Origin of the sequence: Streptomyces sp. NPDC035033, assembly GCF_040636735.1 — a bacterium.
Taxonomy (GTDB): domain Bacteria; phylum Actinomycetota; class Actinomycetes; order Streptomycetales; family Streptomycetaceae; genus Streptomyces.
In genome coordinates, this window is sequence record NZ_JBEZUZ010000123.1 from 1 (window position 1) to 18131 (window position 18131).

17 protein-coding genes and 2 pseudogenes are annotated in these 18131 nt (G+C 71.8%); 12 read left to right on the forward strand and 7 right to left on the reverse strand.

Features of this window, described 5'->3' with window-relative positions; translation table 11 throughout:
* Positions 1–75: 75 nt before the first annotated feature.
* Both AB0E83_RS32025 and AB0E83_RS32030 read right to left on the reverse strand, forming a co-directional pair.
* Entirely contained in the window at positions 76–477 is a 402-nt protein-coding gene (locus tag AB0E83_RS32025) for a TIGR04222 domain-containing membrane protein (protein ID WP_362119750.1), read from the reverse strand.
* A gap of 92 nt (positions 478–569) precedes the next feature.
* Positions 570–1595 (reverse strand): hypothetical protein, encoded by a 1026-nt coding sequence (locus AB0E83_RS32030; protein ID WP_362119752.1) that lies wholly within the window; start codon positions 1593–1595, stop codon positions 570–572.
* 278 nt (positions 1596–1873) lie between these two features.
* Here AB0E83_RS32030 and gcl point away from each other — a divergent pair, with 278 nt between their 5' ends.
* The 4 genes and pseudogenes from gcl to AB0E83_RS32050 all read left to right on the forward strand — a co-directional run.
* On the forward strand, positions 1874–3661 hold the full coding sequence (gcl, locus tag AB0E83_RS32035) for a glyoxylate carboligase (RefSeq protein WP_362119754.1): 1788 nt from the start codon (positions 1874–1876) through the stop codon (positions 3659–3661).
* A 119-nt stretch (positions 3662–3780) separates the two neighbouring features.
* Positions 3781–4185, forward strand: a complete 405-nt coding sequence (locus tag AB0E83_RS32040) for a hypothetical protein (RefSeq protein WP_362119755.1) — start codon at positions 3781–3783, stop codon at positions 4183–4185.
* A gap of 127 nt (positions 4186–4312) precedes the next feature.
* Positions 4313–4816 (forward strand): hypothetical protein, encoded by a 504-nt coding sequence (locus AB0E83_RS32045; RefSeq protein ID WP_362119757.1) that lies wholly within the window; start codon positions 4313–4315, stop codon positions 4814–4816.
* 105 nt (positions 4817–4921) lie between these two features.
* Positions 4922–5809, forward strand: a pseudogene (locus tag AB0E83_RS32050) (MFS transporter); the annotation flags it as partial.
* On the opposite strand, the gene AB0E83_RS32055 reads toward AB0E83_RS32050, so the two are convergent.
* From AB0E83_RS32055 to AB0E83_RS32070, 4 genes are all read right to left on the reverse strand, one after another.
* Positions 5745–6410 carry an HNH endonuclease gene (locus AB0E83_RS32055; RefSeq protein ID WP_362119759.1) on the reverse strand — a complete coding sequence of 222 codons (666 nt, stop codon included), beginning with the start codon at positions 6408–6410 and terminating at the stop codon, positions 5745–5747. The pseudogene AB0E83_RS32050 and the gene AB0E83_RS32055 overlap by 65 nt on opposite strands.
* Positions 6411–6937: 527 nt before the next feature.
* Entirely contained in the window at positions 6938–8395 is a 1458-nt protein-coding gene (locus tag AB0E83_RS32060) for a catalase (RefSeq protein ID WP_362119760.1), read from the reverse strand.
* Positions 8396–8589: 194 nt separating this feature from the next.
* Positions 8590–9480 carry a 2-hydroxy-3-oxopropionate reductase gene (locus AB0E83_RS32065; protein ID WP_362119762.1) on the reverse strand — a complete coding sequence of 297 codons (891 nt, stop codon included), beginning with the start codon at positions 9478–9480 and terminating at the stop codon, positions 8590–8592.
* A 44-nt stretch (positions 9481–9524) separates the two neighbouring features.
* Positions 9525–10358, reverse strand: coding sequence for a TIM barrel protein (locus AB0E83_RS32070; protein ID WP_362119764.1), 834 nt, complete (start codon positions 10356–10358; stop codon positions 9525–9527).
* Between the two features lie 141 nt (positions 10359–10499).
* On the opposite strand from AB0E83_RS32070, the gene AB0E83_RS32075 reads away from it, so the two are divergent.
* The 8 genes from AB0E83_RS32075 (at position 10500) to AB0E83_RS32110 (ending at position 17796) form a co-directional block, all read left to right on the forward strand.
* The gene (locus tag AB0E83_RS32075) at positions 10500–10760 is read left to right on the forward strand and encodes a hypothetical protein (RefSeq protein ID WP_351850168.1); all 261 of its coding nucleotides are present in this window, start codon (positions 10500–10502) and stop codon (positions 10758–10760) included.
* A 44-nt stretch (positions 10761–10804) separates the two neighbouring features.
* Positions 10805–11125 (forward strand): helix-turn-helix domain-containing protein, encoded by a 321-nt coding sequence (locus AB0E83_RS32080; protein WP_362119776.1) that lies wholly within the window; start codon positions 10805–10807, stop codon positions 11123–11125.
* 155 nt (positions 11126–11280) lie between these two features.
* Entirely contained in the window at positions 11281–11796 is a 516-nt protein-coding gene (gene uraD, locus AB0E83_RS32085; RefSeq protein WP_362119766.1) for a 2-oxo-4-hydroxy-4-carboxy-5-ureidoimidazoline decarboxylase, read from the forward strand.
* The gene (gene uraH / locus AB0E83_RS32090) at positions 11793–12200 is read left to right on the forward strand and encodes a hydroxyisourate hydrolase (protein WP_362119768.1); all 408 of its coding nucleotides are present in this window, start codon (positions 11793–11795) and stop codon (positions 12198–12200) included. Before uraD ends, uraH begins: the two co-directional genes overlap by 4 nt.
* Positions 12201–12205: 5 nt before the next feature.
* A complete protein-coding gene (pucL, locus tag AB0E83_RS32095; RefSeq protein ID WP_362119770.1) occupies positions 12206–13129 on the forward strand; it encodes a factor-independent urate hydroxylase in 924 nt (307 codons plus the stop codon).
* Between the two features lie 74 nt (positions 13130–13203).
* Entirely contained in the window at positions 13204–14619 is a 1416-nt protein-coding gene (locus AB0E83_RS32100; RefSeq protein ID WP_362119772.1) for a nucleobase:cation symporter-2 family protein, read from the forward strand.
* A gap of 48 nt (positions 14620–14667) precedes the next feature.
* A complete protein-coding gene (locus AB0E83_RS32105; protein WP_362119774.1) occupies positions 14668–16056 on the forward strand; it encodes an 8-oxoguanine deaminase in 1389 nt (462 codons plus the stop codon).
* Positions 16057–16449: 393 nt separating this feature from the next.
* Entirely contained in the window at positions 16450–17796 is a 1347-nt protein-coding gene (locus tag AB0E83_RS32110; RefSeq protein WP_362119778.1) for a nucleobase:cation symporter-2 family protein, read from the forward strand.
* Between the two features lie 89 nt (positions 17797–17885).
* Here AB0E83_RS32110 and AB0E83_RS32115 read toward each other — a convergent pair.
* Positions 17886–18131: pseudogene (locus AB0E83_RS32115) on the reverse strand (hypothetical protein); the annotation flags it as partial.

Sequence of the window (18131 nt, forward strand, 5' to 3'; positions counted from 1 at the left end):
TTCTATTGATCCGGCGCCCCCCTACATCTCCCCGCCTGCTACCACACTCTTTCCCTCCACGCCGCTCTTCCGATCTCACGCCCGCCGCCCCGCCCGCCCCAGCTCGGCCCGCAGGCCGTCGACCGCCCGGCGCGCCTCGGGCCGCCGGCCGAGAGCGCGCAGGTCCAGGGCGTTGCGCAGCGAGCGGTGGACGCCGAGCTGGACGGGGTCCCGGGTCCGGCCGGGCCCGCCATTGGCCCGAATCGTATGTTTGCGGCCCGCCGCGACCGCCCCGCGCTGGTGCAGCGCCACCAGCGCGACCGTGACGGCGGCCCGCCGCCCGCCCCGCAGCAGGGCCAGCGCCGCCGGTCCGGGCACCGCGCCGGCGGAGCCCGTACCTCCCCTTCCGCCCCGTACGCGCAGCAGGACCGCCGCGAGCAGCACCTCGGCCCAGGCCGCCCCGGCCGCCGCCACGAACCACCCCGTCCCCGTCCCCATGCGGTCCACCCCCCAGGGGTGTTTCTGCCCGGCGGACCGTGATCGTCACGCGTGGATGGCCGGATCCGTTCGCCGGCGGCGGGCGGTACGGGTCAGACGGCGCCGCCCGAGGCGAGCTCGTCGGCCGCGTCGTTCACGGGCTGCGGGGTGCCGGTGAGGTCGAGGACGAAGAGCGGCAGCCCTATCTCGACGGCACGGGACCGCGCCTCCGGCGTGTAGCCGGCCAGGGAGAAGAAGACGCTCACGGCGGAGGCGCTGAGCCCGTTGAGCCACAGGCACTCCACGGCCCGCAGCCCGGTCGGTCGGGTGCTCGGGTCGACCTGGGCGACGAGGCCGGGACCGCGCAGGTCCACCCCGGCGGAGTGCCGGTCCTCCGGCTGCACGATCTCCCGGAAGCCGAGCCAGCCGAGGTACGCCGCCGCCGCGGCGACCGCGTCCCGCGCCGTCCGGATCGTCACCGGCCGGAACGCGCCCCGCGCGGGCGCCGGCCGCGGCGCGGCCGACGGGAGCGGGACGTGGGCGGGGTACCGCTCGGCGAAGGTCCGGGGAGGGGCCCCGAACCAGTCCGAGACGGGAGCGGCGGGCCCGTCGTCCTCCGCGGCCCGCCCGGCCGGGCCGGCGAAGGGGCCGACGGGTCCGGGGAGGGGCCCCGCGCCGGCGGAGCCGTCCGGCGCGGACAGCCGGGGACCGTACCGCTCGGAGCCGTACTCCTCCGAAGATCCGGGTCCCTCCGGGCCGCCGGGTCCTTCCGGGCCGCCGGGTCCTTCCCCGGGGCCGTACCCCTCCTGGAAGCCGTGCGCCTCCCCGGGCGCGGTCTCCGGTGTGGGGGCCGGGGGCTCCGCTCCCGCCCGCGCCGGGACCGGGGCCACCGGGATCCGCAGCACCGTGCCGCAGGAGCAGCCCAGTTCCGGGTGGGGCCACTCGCCCTCGCGGCCGCAGGCCCCGCAGCGGACGGTGACCCACTCGTCCCGCCAGGTCCGGTGCCGGATCGGTTCGGCGGGCGCGTCGGGGATCACCGGCGCGGCGACCGGGCTCCCGCAGGCGCAGGGGAAGACGGGCGCCGCGTACGGATGGCTCCGCCGGCACTCCGGGCAACGCACCGATACCGACTCACCCACGTCGAACCCCCCTCTTCCCGTCCGCCCATCGTCCACCAATCCGGCCGCCCGGGGGAGCGACTTCGGCCATCCGGGAGGGCCGCCCGGGGCCCGGCCGGTCCCCGCGGGGCGCCCGCCGGGCGCCGTCGGGTGCCCGTCTGGTGGGCGGTCCCTTGACGGCTTCCCGCCCCCCACCTACATTGCTTCCGTATAGCAGAACAGTTCTTCCGCATTACGGAAACAGGGACGGGCGGCCCGCCCGGAACCTGCGACCGACCGGCCGAAGCAGGAGCACTCCCATGCCTCGTATGACCGCCGCCGCAGCGGCCGTTGAGATCCTCAAGCGCGAAGGCGTCACCAACGCGTTCGGCGTCCCCGGCGCGGCGATCAACCCCTTCTACCGCGAGCTCAAGAACGTCGGCGGCATCAGCCACACGCTGGCCCGCCACGTCGAGGGCGCCTCCCACATGGCCGAGGGCTACACCCGCGCCAAGGCCGGCAACATCGGTGTCTGCATCGGCACCTCCGGCCCCGCCGGCACCGACATGATCACCGGCCTGTACTCGGCGATCGCCGACTCCATCCCGATCCTGTGCATCACCGGCCAGGCCCCGGTCTCGAAGCTCCACAAGGAGGACTTCCAGGCCGTCGACATCGCCACGATCGCCGCCCCGGTCACCAAGAAGGCCACCACCGTCCTGGAGGCCGCGCAGGTCCCCGGCGTCTTCCAGCAGGCCTTCCACCTGATGCGCTCCGGCCGTCCCGGCCCGGTCCTCATCGACCTCCCGATCGACGTCCAGCTCACCGAGATCGAGTTCGACCCGGAGACCTACGAGCCGCTGCCGGTCTACAGGCCCGAGGCCACCCGCGCCCAGGCCGAGAAGGCGCTCTCCTTCCTCCTGGAGTCCGAGCGCCCGCTGATCGTCGCCGGCGGCGGCATCATCAACGCCGACGCCTCCGACCTCCTCGTCGAGTTCGCCGAGCTGACGAACATCCCGGTCATCTCCACCCTCATGGGCTGGGGCACCATCCCGGACGACCACGAGCTCGCCGCCGGCATGGTCGGCGTCCAGACCGCGCACCGCTACGGCAACGCGACCTTCCTGGAGTCGGACTTCGTCCTCGGCATCGGCAACCGCTGGGCCAACCGCCACACCGGCTACAACCTCGACGCGTACACCAAGGGCCGGAAGTTCGTCCACGTCGACATCGAGCCCACCCAGCTCGGCAAGATCTTCGCCCCGGACTACGGCATCGCCTCCGACGCCAAGGCCGCCCTGGAGCTCTTCGTCGCCATCGCCAAGGAGTGGAAGGCCGAGGGCAAGCTCCCCGACTTCACCGCCTGGGCCGCCTCCGCGCAGGAGCGCAAGGCCACCCTCCAGCGCCGCACGCACTTCGACGACATCCCCATGAAGCCGCAGCGCGTCTACGAGGAGATGAACAAGGCGTTCGGCCCGGAGACCCGGTACGTCACCACCATCGGCCTCTCGCAGATCGCCGCCGCGCAGTTCCTGCACGTCTACAAGCCGCGCCACTGGATCAACTGCGGCCAGGCCGGCCCGCTCGGCTGGACCATCCCGGCCGCCATCGGCGCCGCCACCGCCGACCCGGAGACCCCGGTCGTCGCGCTCTCCGGCGACTACGACTTCCAGTTCATGATCGAGGAGCTGGCGGTCGCCGCCCAGCACAAGGTCCCCTACGTCCACGTCCTCGTGAACAACGCCTACCTCGGCCTCATCCGGCAGGCGCAGGGCGGCCTCGGCATCAACTTCGAGGTCAACCTGGAGTTCGAGAACATCAACACCCCCGAGATCGGCGTCTACGGCGTCGACCACGTCAAGGTCGCCGAGGGCCTGGGCGTCAAGGCGATCCGCGTCGAGGACCCGTCGAAGCTGGGCGAGGCCCTGGAGCAGGCCAAGAAGATGGCCGTCGAGTTCCAGGTCCCGGTCGTCGTCGAGGCGATCCTGGAGCGCATCACCAACATCGCGATGAGCAAGACCGTCGACATGAGCGACGTCACCGAGTTCGAGGAGCTGGCCACCGAGCCCGGCCACGCGCCCACCGCGATCAAGCCGCTCGCGGTCTGACCGCCGGGCCCTTCCGGGCCCGCCCGCACCCGCGCCCGCCCGCGCCCGTCGTCCACGTGACGGGTGCGGGCGGGCGCGTCGCGTTAGCGTGGGGTCCCGCCCGCGACGAGGAGAGCACCATGAGCGCCGTGACCACCGTGACCCGCCTGGTCACCCACGTCGAGCTGAACGAGGCCCGCACCACCGACCGGCAGCTCGACGTGTCGGCCCGGCTGGAGGCCGAACTCCCCGACGGCCGCGCCCTGGTCCTCCTCGACGACCGGGGCTGGGCCGAGAGCGCCCTGGGCGACGCCGCCGTCCGGGACTTCCTCACGGTGGAGTCCGTGGAGGAGACCGCCCGCACGGTCGTCGGCCCCGACGAACCCTACGGGGACGAGACCCGGGAGGAGGCCGAGGCGGCCCACTGGAGAGCCCTCGCGGACCTCCTCGCCCACCAGGGCGTACGCGTCGACCCGGCCGCCCTCGCGGCCCTCCCGCACGACGTCGTCCTCGACGACGCCCTCCGCGCCTGGGCCGGCTTCTAACTCCCGCCGGCGGGCGCCCGGGGAGCGTCATCCGGCCAAATTATTGTCGTGCACCTGACAATTCAAGGTCCCCGTGGGACCTTCCGTGGTGCGCACATCCCGCAAGGACGCGGCCAGAAGGAGCGACATGAGGCAGATCTCGACACTCTCGTGCGTCACCGCCCTGATCATCGCGGCCACCGCCGGAGCGGCCACGGCGGCGAACGCCCTCGGACCCACCGGGACACAGCGGGTCGACGGCGTGATCGTGGTCTCGGGCAACACCTGCACCTGGACCGATGCCCGGACCAGCGCCAACCCGCCCGCCTCGCTGTCCGTCGACCGCACCAGCGTCAACGCGCCGGGCGGCAACCTCAGCTGCACCGGAGGGATCACCGCCACCCTCAACAACAATCCCAACGTCACCTTCGACGACGCGGCCGGCCGGGCGAAGGCCGACGCCATCGACATCACGGGAACGCAGTACGGCGTCTCCTGCCGCTACAAGGCGACCGGCGTCCTGCTCGACCGGGACGGCACCACCCGCCGGTACGTGAACCAGGCGTTCACCGCGACGAAGACCTCCGGCGGCTTCCTCTGCCCGGGATCGGTCTCCACCGCCGCCGGCGACGCCTCCCTGCTCTTCCACTGACGGCCGGCGGCCCTGCGAGGCCCCCGCCCCGTCCGGAGCCCTCCGGGCCGGCGGGGCGGGGGCGGGCCCGGCGGCGTCCGGAGCGCGGGCGGCGCCGCCTCAGGGCTCCTCGCCGTGGTCGGCGTCGTCGGCTCGCTGGGCGGGGGAGTGCGGTACGGGCTGCTCGGCGAGATCCTGCCGCGCGAGCGCTATCTGCTCGGCCGGTCGGTGCTCAACATGACGGCCGGCGTCTGCCAGATCGCCGGCTTCGCCGCCGGCGGTGTCCTGCTCGCCGTGCTCTCCCCGCGCGGCACCCTCCTCGCCGGCGCCGTCCTCTACGTCCTCGCCGCCGTCGTCTACCGCCTGGGCCTCGCCGCCCGTCCGCCGCGCGCCGCCGGCCGGATCTCGGCCGCCGGGACCTGGCGGACCACCGTGCGGCTGCTCGCCGACCGCCACCGCCGGCTCCTCTTCCTGGCGCTGTGGGTGCCCAACGGGCTGATCGTCGGCTGCGAGGCGCTGTTCGTGGCGTACGACCCCGAGCGCGCCGCCCTGCTCTTCGCCTGCGCCGCCGCCGGGATGCTCGCCGGGGACACCGTCCTGGGGCGCTTCGCGCCGCCGCGGCTGCGGAGGCGGCTCGCCGCGCCCCTCCAGGCGCTCCTGGCGGCCCCGTACCTGCTCTTCGCGCTGGGCACGGGGCTGCCTCCGGCGGTGGCGGGCGCGGCCGTGGCCGTCTCCGCGGCCGGCTACGGCGCGAGCCTGCTGTACCAGGAACGGCTCCTGGCGCTGGTCCCGGAGGAGACGAGCGGGCACGCGCTCGGCCTGCACGCCTCCGGGATGCTCGCCTGCCAGGGCCTGGCCGCGGCCCTGGCGGGCGGACTCGCCCAGCTGACCTCGCCGGCGACGGCGATGGCCCTCCTGGCGGGGGCCTCGCTCGCCGTCACCGGGATGCTCACCGCGGGGCTGTCGAGCGCAGCACGACCGTCTCCTCGCACGGGCCGTCGGCGAACAGCTTGAGCGCCTCCATCTCGTCCTTGTCGACCGTCAGCCCCCAGCGCAGCTTGGTGCCGACCCACTCGCCGACGTAACGGCAGTAGGCGGCGTTCCCGTCGGGCACCCAGGCGGCCGGGTCCTGGCCCGCCTTGGCCTTCTGGCTGCGGGCGGTCACGGCGACCAGGGTGGCCGCGGCCCCCTGGTCGTTGGCGTACTTCGCCCGCCGGGCCGCCGTCCAGCCGGACGCCCCCGAGGCCCACGCCTCCTCCAGCGGGACGAGGTGGTCGACGCGGAGCAGCGCCGGGTCGGTGACGGTCTGGCCGTCGTAGTACGAGGTCCACCGGCCGCCGGTGAGCGCGCAGCCGGCGCCGGTGGCGGGTGCCTCGACGGCCTCCGCGAGCAGCACCTCGGCGCGGGTGTCGCAGTCGTCGGAGGCGTCGAGGCCCTTGTCCCAGTGCGGGAAGGCCGACTCCTTGTATCCGGCGGACTTCTCGTCGGCCTCGGTCAGTTCGGCGAGCGCGTCGGGGAAGAGCTGGACGCCTCCGGAGGCGGCGGGAGCGGGGGCGGCGAGCGGGGACAGGACGAGGGCGAGCGGGACGAGCCCGCGCATCAGGTTCTTGATCACGTACGGCTGGATAGCGCCGCCGACGGGGCGCACGGGAGCCGAATCGCGGTGCGCTCCCCCGAGCGGGTGTGGATCTTCACCGCAGAAACGATGCGCTGTTCACCCGTGACGGGGACGCGCCGTCCGGCCGTGACGGGAAGGCGCACGGGGGTGCCGGGGCATGGAGAAGAGCGCGGAACCAGGGACCGTAAACCTGGTTCCGCGCTCTCGTCCGATGACCGCCCGACGGCACGAGGCTGGCGCGACAGGACGTTCGCGCCGCCGGGCGGAGTCTGTGTCCCCGCGGGGGGGGTCCCGTACGGGACGGGCGTTGGGACCGCGGCGGCTGCGGCGGACGCTCCGGCCGGTCCCTTCCTTCAGGTCTGGAAGGGGGGCCGGGCGTCCTGGCCACCGCACTGGCTCGCAGCCGCCGCGGTCCTCACGCTGTCCATGAACACCGGCCACCCCTCATCCGGGCCGGTGTTCCGGACGGCGCACGGCATTGACCTCCCGTCAGATGCCGTACGCGGTCTGGGAATCGGAGAAGATCAGTCCTCGCGCAGGGCGCGGACGGCCTCCTCGACGCGCTTGCCGTACTCGGGGTCGGCGGCGGCGAAGTGGGCGATGTTCTTCTCGATGACGTCCTCGCGGGACACCTGGGAGAGACCGCCGGCGATGTTGGCGATCAGACGGGACTTCTCGTCCTCCGACATCAGGCGGTACAGCTCGCCGGCCTGGAAGAAGTCGTCGTCCTTGGTGTGCTGCGGGGCCGCGTGGGTGCCGGTCCAGCCGTGGATCGCGAGCGGCGCGGAGAGCGGCACGTCGGTCTGGGCCGGGCCCTGGTACGAGTTGGGCTCGTAGTTCTTGTCGTACCGCGAGCCGTTGCGGGTGGCCATGAAGCCGTCCCGGCCGTAGTTCTCGGCGACGGTCGCCTTGGGGGCGTTCACCGGGAGCTGGGTGTGGTTGACGCCGAGGCGGTAGCGGTGGGCGTCCGCGTAGGCGAAGAGGCGGCCCTGGAGCATCTTGTCCGGCGAGGGGCCGATGCCCGGCACGAAGTTGTTCGGGGAGAACGCGGCCTGCTCGACCTCGGCGAAGACGTTGTCCGGGTTGCGGTCGAGGACCATCCGGCCGACCCGCTGGAGCGGGTAGTCGGCGTGCGGCCACACCTTGGTGAGGTCGAACGGGTTGAAGCGGTAGTCGGCGGCCTCGGCGGCCGGCATGACCTGCACGTAGAGCGTCCAGGACGGGTTCACGCCGCGCTCGATGGCCTGGAGCAGGTCCGTCTGGTGCGAGTTGGCGTCCTTGCCGACGAGCTCGGCGGCCTGCTCGGAGGAGAGGGAGCGGATGCCCTGGTTCGTCTTGAAGTGGTACTTCACGAAGAAGGCCTCGCCCGCCTCGTTGGTCCACTGGTAGGTGTGGGAGCCGTAGCCGTTCATGTGACGGTACGAGGCCGGGATGCCGCGGTCGCCCATGAGCCAGGTGATCTGGTGGGTGGCCTCGGGGGCGTGCGCCCAGAAGTCCCAGACGTTGTCCGGCTCCTGCTTGCCCGTGAAGGGGTCGCGCTTCTGGGAGTGGATGAAGTCGGGGAACTTGATGGGGTCCTTGATGAAGAAGACCGGGGTGTTGTTGCCGACGAGGTCGTAGTTGCCCTCGGCGGTGTAGAACTTCACCGCGAAGCCGCGCGGGTCGCGGACCGCGTCCGCGCCGCCGAGCGAGTCGGCCACGGTGGAGAAGCGGATGAAGAGCTCCGTCTTCTTGCCTACCTCGGAGAGGAAGTCGGCCTTCGTGAAGCCGGTGACGTCGTCGGTCACCTCGAAGTAGCCGTACGCGCCGGAGCCGCGGGCGTGCACCACGCGCTCCGGGATCCGCTCACGGTTGAAGCGCGCGAGCTTCTCCAGCAGGTGCTGGTCCTGGAGGAGGAGGGGGCCACCGACGCCGGCGGTGGCGGAGTTCTGGTTGTCGGCGACGGGGGCGCCGGACTCGGTCGTAAGCACGCGCTTCGACATGGTGGCCTTTCCGTACAGGAGAACCTGCTGATGACGATGGCGTGGAGCGTAGGTTCGCTCGAAACGCGGCGTCAACAGTTTGTTGAAAATGAAGTGTGGTGTTCCGGTCGGCGGCGGCGCCTGGGCGCGACAGGACAGGTGTCAGCACCGCCGCCGACCGGAAATCAGGGGCCCCGCCGGGACGGGGCGTCGGCTCAGACCTGCGCGCCGGAGAGGCGCTCGACGGCGCGGAGCAGGGCCGAGTGGTCCAGGCCGCCGTCACCCTGCGCGCGCAGCGAGGCGACGAGCTGGGCGACCACGGCGCCGACCGGGAGGGCCGCGCCGACGTTGCGGGCGGCGTCGGTCACGATGCCCATGTCCTTGTGGTGCAGGTCGATCCGGAAGCCGGGCTTGAAGTCCCGGTTCAGGAAGTTGTCCTTCTTGCGGGTCAGCACGGTCGAGCCGGCCAGACCGCCGTTGAGGACGTCGAGGGCGGCGTTCAGGTCCACGCCGGACTTCTCCAGGAAGACCACGGCCTCGGCGCACGCCTGGATGTTCACGGCGACGATGAGCTGGTTGGCCGCCTTGACCGTCTGGCCGGAGCCGTGCGGGCCGCAGAGGACGATGGTCTTGCCGAGGGCCTCCAGGATCGGGAGGGCCTGGTCGAAGTCGGCCTGCTCGCCGCCGACCATGATGGAGAGCACGGCCTCGATGGCGCCGGCCTCGCCGCCGGAGACGGGGGCGTCGATGACGCGGATGCCCTTCTCCTTGGCGTTCTTGGCCAGGTCGATGGAGGTCTGCGGGGTGATCGACGACATGTCGATGATCAGCGCGCCCTGCTTCGCGTTCTCCAGGATGCCCTCGGGGCCGTAGGAGATCGCCTCGACCTGCGGGGAGGCGGGCACCATCGTGATGACCACGTCGGCGTCCTTGACGGCCTCGGCGATCGAGCCGGCCGCGGTGCCGCCGGCGGCGGCCAGGCGGTCCAGCTTGTCCTGCTCCAGGGTGAAGCCGGTGACCGAGTAGCCGGCCTTGATCAGGTTCTCGGACATGGGGGAACCCATGATGCCGAGGCCGATCCACGCGATCTTGGGGAGGTTGCTCATGAGGGTGCCTCTCAAAACAAGGTGGTACGGGGAGGGGGCCTGCGTCAGCGGGCGGGGCGGGCCTCGGCCGGGAGCCATTCGAAGGACGCGGCGGCGTCGGCCGCCTTGTACTCCAGGCCCACGAAGCCGTCGTAACCGGCCTTCTTCAGCTCGTCGAGCAGCTGCTCCAGCGGCAGTTCGCCGGTGCCCGGGGCGCCGCGGCCCGGCATGTCCGCGATCTGGACGTGGCCGGTCTTGTCCGCGTACGCGGCGATGACCGCGCTGACGTCCTCGCCGTTCATGGCCAGGTGGTAGATGTCGAGGAGGAACTTGGCGTTGCCGAGTCCGGTGGCCTCGTTCACCTTGTCCACGACCTCGATCGCGGAGGGGGCGCTCACCAGCGGGTAGAGCGGCGACTCCGGCTTGTTGAGGGTCTCGATCAGCAGGATCGCGCCGACGCGGTCGGCGGCGCGGGCCGCCACGACCAGGTTCTCCAGGGCGAGGGCGTCCTGGACCTCGGGGTCCACGCCCTCGACGCGGTTGCCGTAGAGCGCGTTGAGCGCCTTGCAGCCGACCGAGGCGGCGAAGTCCGCGGCGATGTCGATGTTGGCCTTGAAGCGGTCGGACTCCTCGCCCGGGACCGAGACCGCGCCGCGGTCCGGGCCGGGGAGCTGTCCGGCGTAGAAGTTCAGGCCCACCAGCTGGGTGCCGGCGTCCTCAAGGGCCTTCTTGAGGGCGTCGAGCTCGCTCTGCTCGGGGGTGGCGGTGTCGATCCAGGGCCACCACAGCTCGACCGCGGTGAAGCCGGCCGCGGCGGCGGCCGCGGGGCGCTCCAGGAGCGGGAGTTCCGTGAAGAGGATCGACAGGTTCACATCGAAGCGCTGGTCGGTGTATCCCATGAGGGGCAGGCGCTCCTTCCGTATTGCGGAAGTCATTTTCTGTCTGACGGAAGGTTGCAGGGAGGGCGCCCCACTTGTCAAGAGGTCCCCGCAGGCCCGGGGCTCCCGCGGGACGCGCCCGGCCCGTAGCGTGGGGCCATGGTGCGTTTGAGAGTGGAGTTCACGACCGAGCCGTTCGACCTCGACGAGGCGCCGGCCCACGCGGTCGTGGCCCGTGAGGTCATCCAGTCGGCCGAACTGGACGCCGTCGACGTCGGTCCCTTCGGCAACACCGCGGAGGGCGGTGCCGACGCCGTCCTCACCGCCGTCGACGAGCTGCTGCGCAAGGCGCTCGACGCCGGTGCCACCCGGGTCTCGCTCCAGGTCAACGTGATCGGTGAGGGCGGGGAGGACGCGAAGTGACCGAGCATCCCTTGGCGGCGGCGGTGAAGCCGCTGGTCGACGCGATGGGCGCGGAAGTGCTGGAACCGGCACAGGCCGCGGCCGACGACGTCGTCCTGTCCTGGGAGGGCGAGGACGTCCTCGCCGTGCGGCTGCCGCAGCTGTCGGACTCCCTGGACCACATCCTCGCGGCGATGGAGCGGCGGCACGGGGTGCCGCTGTCGGAACTCGACCGCAAGGCCAAGCAGGAGGTCGTCCGGGTCCTGGAGGCCCGCGGCGCCTTCTCGGTGCGGCACGGCGTGGAGACGGTGGCGGGTGCACTGGGTGTCAGCCGCTTCACCGTCTACAACTACCTGAACAGGGAAAACGCCTCCAAGAACGCCTAGTTGATCAAGAATGGCCACAAGCCGTCGTCCGCATGTCGGGACGACGGCTTTTGTGTCACCGACTTTTCAACAAAGTGTTGACGTCGTGTTGCCGAGGGCGTTAGCTATCCGCAGCCCGTCCGACGCACAGCGAAAAACAGCCACGGAGGCTTCCCGTGACTTCAGGTACGACACCGGGCCTCACCCGGTTCAACACCTCGGCGGAGAGCGAGGCACTCGCCGCGCTCCACGAGGTGTGCTCCAGCTCGGCGTGGGGGAGCAAGATCCTCGCCCAGCGCCCGTACGCCACCGTCGAAGCCCTCTTCCTCGCGAGCGACGCCGCCATGGCCGAGCTCACCGCCGAGGACCTGGCCGAGGCGATGGAGGGCCACCCGCCGATCGGTCGTCCGAAGGAAGGGGATGCCACCTCCACCCGCGAGCAGAGCGGGATGGCCGGCTCCTCCGCGGAACTCAAGGCCGAGATGCTCGAACTGAACCTGGCCTACCAGGAGAAGTTCGGCCACGTCTTCCTCATCTGCGCCACCGGCAAGACCGGCGAGCAGATGCGCGACGCGGTCAAGGACCGGATCGGCAACTCGCCCGAGCAGGAGCGCGAGATCGTCCGCACCGAACTGGGCAAGATCAACCGCATCCGCCTCACCCGTCTCGCAGAGGAAGAGAGCGCCGCATGAGCACCGACACCACGGCCTCGGTGTCCACCCACATCCTGGACACCAGCATCGGCCGCCCCGCGGAGGGCGTGGCGATCAGCCTCGCCGCCCGCGCCGGCTCCGACGCCGCCTGGGTCGCGCTCGGCGGCTCCGCCACCGACGCCGACGGACGGTGCAAGGACCTGCCGGCCCTGCCGGTCGGCACCACCCACGTGCGCCTCGACTTCGAGACCGAGGCGTACTTCCTGAGCAAGCAGAACCAGCAAGCCGAGGCGCAGCAGGACGCCCCCGCGAATCGGGACAGCGGTCCGGCCGGTGCTTTCTTCCCGGAGGTGGCGATCACGTTCGCCGTCGTGCCGGGCGAGCACTACCACGTACCGCTGCTGCTCAACCCGTTCGGCTACTCCGTTTACCGAGGGAGCTAGCAGACATGCCCACGATTCTCGGCCAGAACCAGTACGGCAAAGCAGAGAACCGCGTCGTCAAGATCACGCGGGACGGCGCCACCCACCACATCAAGGACCTGAACGTCTCCGTCGCCCTCTCCGGCGACCTCGACGACGTCCACCTCACCGGCTCCAACGCCCACTGCCTCCCCACCGACACGACGAAGAACACCGTCTTCGCGTTCGCCAAGGAGTACGGCATCGAGTCCGCCGAGCAGTTCGGCATCCACCTCGCCCGCCACTTCGTGACGAGCCAGGAGCCGATCAAGCGGGCCCGGATCCGGATCGAGGAGTACGCCTGGGAGCGCATCGCCTCCTCCGACGCCAACTCCAAGTTCATCGGCGCCGACGAGGTCAACCACTCCTTCGCCCGCAAGGGCCAGGAGACCCGCGTCACCCAGATCACCTACGACGGCGAGAAGTGGGAGGTCATCTCCGGCCTCAAGGACCTCGTCGTCATGAACTCCACCAACTCGGAGTTCTGGGGCTACATCAAGGACCAGTACACCACCCTCCAGGAGGCGTACGACCGCATCCTGGCCACCCAGGTCTCCGGCCGCTGGCGGTTCAACTGGACCGACGACGAGCAGCGCATGCCCAACTGGGAGCGGTCCTACGAGCAGACCAAGAAGCACATGCTGGAGGCCTTCGCGGAGACGTACTCGTACTCCCTCCAGCAGACCCTCTACCAGATGGCCACGCGGATCATCAACCACCGCGCGGAGATCGACGAGGTGCGCTTCTCGCTCCCCAACAAGCACCACTTCCTGGTCGACCTCGAGCCCTTCGGGCTGAAGAACGACAACGAGGTCTACTACGCCGCGGACCGCATGTACGGCCTCATCGAGGCCACGGTCCTGCGGGACGGCGCCACGGCGCTGATCCCGGTCGACATGACCAATCTCTGAGCGGCACCGAGTGACCCGGTCCCCGCCCGCCCGCAGTCGGGCGGGGACCGGCACCAGCCCGGAGGGAACCCAGCATGGCACTGCCCGCAAAGGGGCCGGCGTCCGCCGAAGGCCCGTGTTCCACCCCGTCCGCCGCGGCCCCGTCCCAGGCCGCCTGCCACCCGGTGGACGAGAAGCTCCCCGCCTCGCGGCTCGTCCCCGCGGCACTCCAGCACATCGCCGCCATGTACGCCGGCGTCGTCACCCCTCCGCTCATCATCGGCCAGGCCGTCGGCCTGGACGCCGCCGGGATGACCCGGCTCATCGCCGCCAGCCTCCTGATCGCCGGCCTCGCGACCATCCTCCAGACCCTCGGCGTCCGGAACTTCGCCGGCAACCGGCTCCCGTTCGTCAACGCGGCCTCCTCCGCGGGCATCGCCCCCATGCTGGCCATCGCCGAGACGAGCGCCCCCGGCCACCAGCTCCCCGCCATCTACGGCGCGGTCATGGTCGCCGGCGTCTTCTGCCTCGCCGTCGGCCCCTTCTTCGGCCGGCTCCTGCGCTTCTTCCCGCCGCTCGTCACCGGCGTCGTCATCACCCTGATCGGCGTCACCCTGATGCCGGTGCCCGTCAGCTGGGCCCAGGGCGGCGACAAGACCGCCGCCGACTTCGGCTCCATGCGGTACCTGGCCCTCGCCGGCTTCACCCTCGTCGTCGTGCTGCTCTTCCAGCGCTTCGGCCGCGGCTTCCTCAAGCAGATCGCCCTGCTGCTCGGCCTCTTCATCGGCACCCTCGCCGCGATCCCCTTCGGGATGGCCGACTTCACCGCCCTGCGCGAGGCGCCCGTCGCCGCGCTGCCCACGCCCTTCGCCTTCGGCGCCCCCGAGTTCCAGCCCGCCGCGATCCTCTCCCTGTGCATCGTGATGCTGGTCCTGATGACCGAGTCCAGCGCCGGCATGCTCGCCCTCGGCGAGATCTGCGACCGGCCCAGCGACGGGAGGACCATCACCCGCGGCCTGCGCACCGACGGCATCGCCACCCTGGTCGGCCCCGTCTTCGGCGGCTTCCCGACCTCCGCCTTCGCGCAGAACGTCGGCGTCGTCTCGCTCACCCGGGTCCGCTCCCGCTACGTGGTCGCCGTCGCCGGCGGCGCCCTGCTGGTCCTCGGCGCCTTCCCGGTCCTCGGCGCGGTCGTCTCCCTGGTCCCGATGCCCGTCCTCGGCGGCGCCGGCATCGTCCTCTTCGGCTCCATCGCGGTCAGCGGCATCCGGACCCTCTCCGAGGCCGGACTCGACGACAGCTCCAACATCATCCTGGTGGCCGTCGCGCTCGGCGCGGGCATCATCCCGCTCGCCGCGCCCACCTTCTACGCCGGCTTCCCGGCCTGGGCGCAGACCGTGCTCGGCTCCGGCATCAGCGCGGGCGCGCTCGTCGCCGTCCTGCTGAATCTGTTCTTCCACCATCTCGGCACCCGGAGCCGTCACACCGCTCCGGCACTCAAATCCTCCTAGGGTCCTGCCGTGCCCACCCCACCCATGAGGAATGAAGGAAGCACCGCCATGGCAGCACCTTCGGCAGACCGGCGCATCGTCATCGAGAACGCGGCGATCGCCACCGTCGACGCGAACGACACGGAGTACGCCTCCGGGTACCTCGTCGTCGCCGGCAACAGGATCGAGTCCCTCGGCGCCGGCAAGGCCCCCGAGAACCTGGAGAACGTGGTCCGGCGGATCGACGCCACCGGCCACCTGATCACGCCGGGTCTGATCAACACCCACCACCACTTCTACCAGTGGATCACCCGGGGCCTCGCCACCGACCACAACCTCTTCAACTGGCTGGTCGCGCTCTACCCCACGTGGGCGCGGATCGACGAGCGGATGGTGCGCGTCGCCGCCCAGGGCTCGCTCGCCATGATGGCCCGCGGCGGCGTCACCACCGCCATGGACCACCACTACGTCTTCCCGCAGGGCTCCGGCGACCTCTCCGGCGCCATCATCGGCGCCGCCTCCGAGATGGGCGTCCGCTTCACCCTGGCCCGCGGCTCCATGGACCGCAGCGAGAAGGACGGCGGCCTGCCGCCGGACTTCGCCGTCGAGACCACCGAGGGCGCGCTCGCCGCGACCGAGGAGACGGTGAAGAAGTACCACGACGCCTCCTTCGACTCGATGACGCAGGTCGCCGTCGCCCCCTGCTCGCCGTTCTCCATCTCCACCGAGCTCCTCCGCGAGGGCGCCGCCCTCGGCCGCCGGCTCGGCGTGCGCATGCACACCCACGGCTCGGAGACCGTGGAGGAGGAGAAGTTCTGCCACGAGCTCTTCGGCATGGGCCCGACCGACTACTTCGAGTCGACCGGCTTCCTCGGCGAGGACGTGTGGATGGCGCACTGCGTCCACATGAACGACTCCGACATCGCCGCCTTCGCCCGCACCAAGACCGGTGTCGCCCACTGCCCGTCGTCCAACGCGCGCCTCGCCGCCGGCATCGCCCGCGTCCCCGACATGCTGAAGGCGGGCGTCCCGGTCGGCCTCGGCGTCGACGGCACCGCCTCCAACGAGTCCGGCGAGCTGCACACCGAGCTCCGCAACGCCCTGCTGATCAACCGCCTCGGCGCCCACCGGGAAGCCGCGCTCAACGCCCGCCAGGCCCTGCGCCTGGGCACCTACGGCGGCGCGCAGGTCCTCGGCCGCGCCGACAGCATCGGCTCCCTGGAGGCGGGCAAGCTCGCCGACTTCGTCCTCTGGAAGATCGACGGCCTCGGCCACTCCTCGATCGCCGACCCGGTCACCGCCATCGTCTTCGGCGCGGCGGCCCCGGTCACCGCGTCCTTCGTCAACGGCGAGCAGATCGTCGAGAACGACCGTCTGCTCACCGTCGACGAGAACACCATCGCGCGGGACGCGCGCACGGAGGCGCAGCGCCTGGCCCGCATCGCGGCCCAGGCCTGATCCTCCCCCCGGAGTCCGGTCGAGGGGGACGGCCCTCGACCGGTCGCCGCGGACCCGAGCGGGGCCCGCGGCAGCCGGACCGGGAGGCGCCGTACGCACCCGTCGTACGGCGCCCCCCGGGACGGTGACCCGTGCCCGTACCCCCACCGGGCGCCCCGTCCCCGCGCCGCACCCCTTCCTCCGGCGCACCGCACCACCCCGCACCGAGCCGCACCTCCTGCACTTCGCACCGCATCGCACCACCTCCCTGACACCCGCGTCACCGCCGACGTGTACCCGACCGGAGGAACCGCCGTGGCCGACGAGCCCCAGGTTCGCAATGCACAAGACGCAGGCACCACCCCGGAAGGCCGGACCAAGCATCCGGTCGACGAGACCCTGCCTCCCCTGAAGATGTTCACCAGCGGCCTCCAGCACGTGGCCGCGATGTACGCGGGCGTGGTGGCCCCGCCGCTGATCGTCGGAGCGGCCGTCGGGCTCTCCGGCACGGAGCTCACCTTCCTCACCGGCGCCAGCCTCTTCACGGCCGGCCTCGCGACCTTCCTCCAGACGCTCGGCGTCTGGAAGATCGGCGCCAAGCTGCCGTTCGTCAACGGCGTCACCTTCGCCGGCGTGGCCCCCATGCTGGCCATCGTCGACACCACGGAGGACAAGGCCGACGCGCTGCCGATCATCTTCGGCGCGATCATCGTCGCCGGTCTCCTCGGCTTCCTCGCCGCGCCGTGGTTCTCCCGGCTGGTGCGGTTCTTCCCGCCGGTCGTCACCGGCACCGTCATCACCCTCATCGGCATCTCGCTGCTGCCGGTCGCCTTCGGCTGGGCCCAGGGGCCCAACCCCGCCGCGGAGGACTACGGTTCGGGCAAGTTCCTCGCCCTGGCCGCCGTCACCCTCGCCATCGTCCTGCTGCTGCGCCGCTTCACCCGTGGCTTCCTGAAGCAGATCGCCGTCCTCGTCGGCCTGGTCCTCGGCACCCTGATCGCCATACCCTTCGGCGTCACCGACTTCACCCCGGTGACCGAGGCGGACCTCGTCGGCTTCCCGAACCCCTTCCACTTCGGCGCCCCGCAGTTCGCGCTCGCCGCGATCATCTCGATGTGCGTCGTCATGCTGGTCTCGATGACCGAGTCGACCGCCGACATGCTGGCGCTCGGCGAGATCGTCGAGCGGCCCGCCGACGAGAAGACCATCGCGGCCGGCCTGCGCGCCGACACCCTCGGCTCGGCGATCAGCCCGCTCTTCAACGGCTTCATGTGCAGCGCCTTCGCGCAGAACGTCGGCCTGGTCGCCATGACCCGGATCCGCAGCCGCTTCGTCGTCGCCTGCGGCGGCGGCCTGCTGGTCCTGATGGGCCTCTCGCCGGTGATGGCCTCGCTGATCTCGGTGGTGCCCCGCCCGGTCCTCGGCGGCGCCGGCGTCGTCCTCTTCGGCTCGGTCGCGGCCAGCGGCATCCAGACCCTGGCCAAGGCCGGCCTGGAGAAGGACAACAACGTCCTCATCGTGGCCGTCTCGATCGCGGTCGGCATCATCCCGATCACCAAGCCGGACTTCTACCACGCCTTCCCGGAGACCGCCCAGATCATCCTGGACTCCGGCATCTCCACCGGCTGCGTCGCGGCCGTCCTGCTCAACGTGGTCTTCAACCACTTCGGCAAGCGCCGGGACGACGACGAGGTGACCGCGCCGATGGAGCCGGGCGAGGAGATCTCCGAGACCCGCGCCAAGACGGTCCACGCCCACTAGGACCCGCGGCACCAGCACCAGCACCAACACCGCCCGCCCCGGGCCCCGCGCGCCCCGCGGGGCCCGGGGCCGCGTGGCGTCCGGCGCCCTCACCGCCGCTCCCGCGCGATGCGCCGGGCGCACTCCCGGGCCAGGGCCGGGTGGGCGGCGGCGATCGCCGCGTACAGCCTGCGCCCCAGCAGCCGCTCGGCCTCCGGGCGGCCGGTGTCGCCGTAGAGCCCGTCGAGCAGCGCCTCGTACCGGGCCAGCGCCTGCCGCAGCCGGTCCACCTGCCACCGCGCCGCCGCACCGGCCGCCGCCCCGCCGGCCCCGTCCGGTCCGGGGACGGCCGCCGG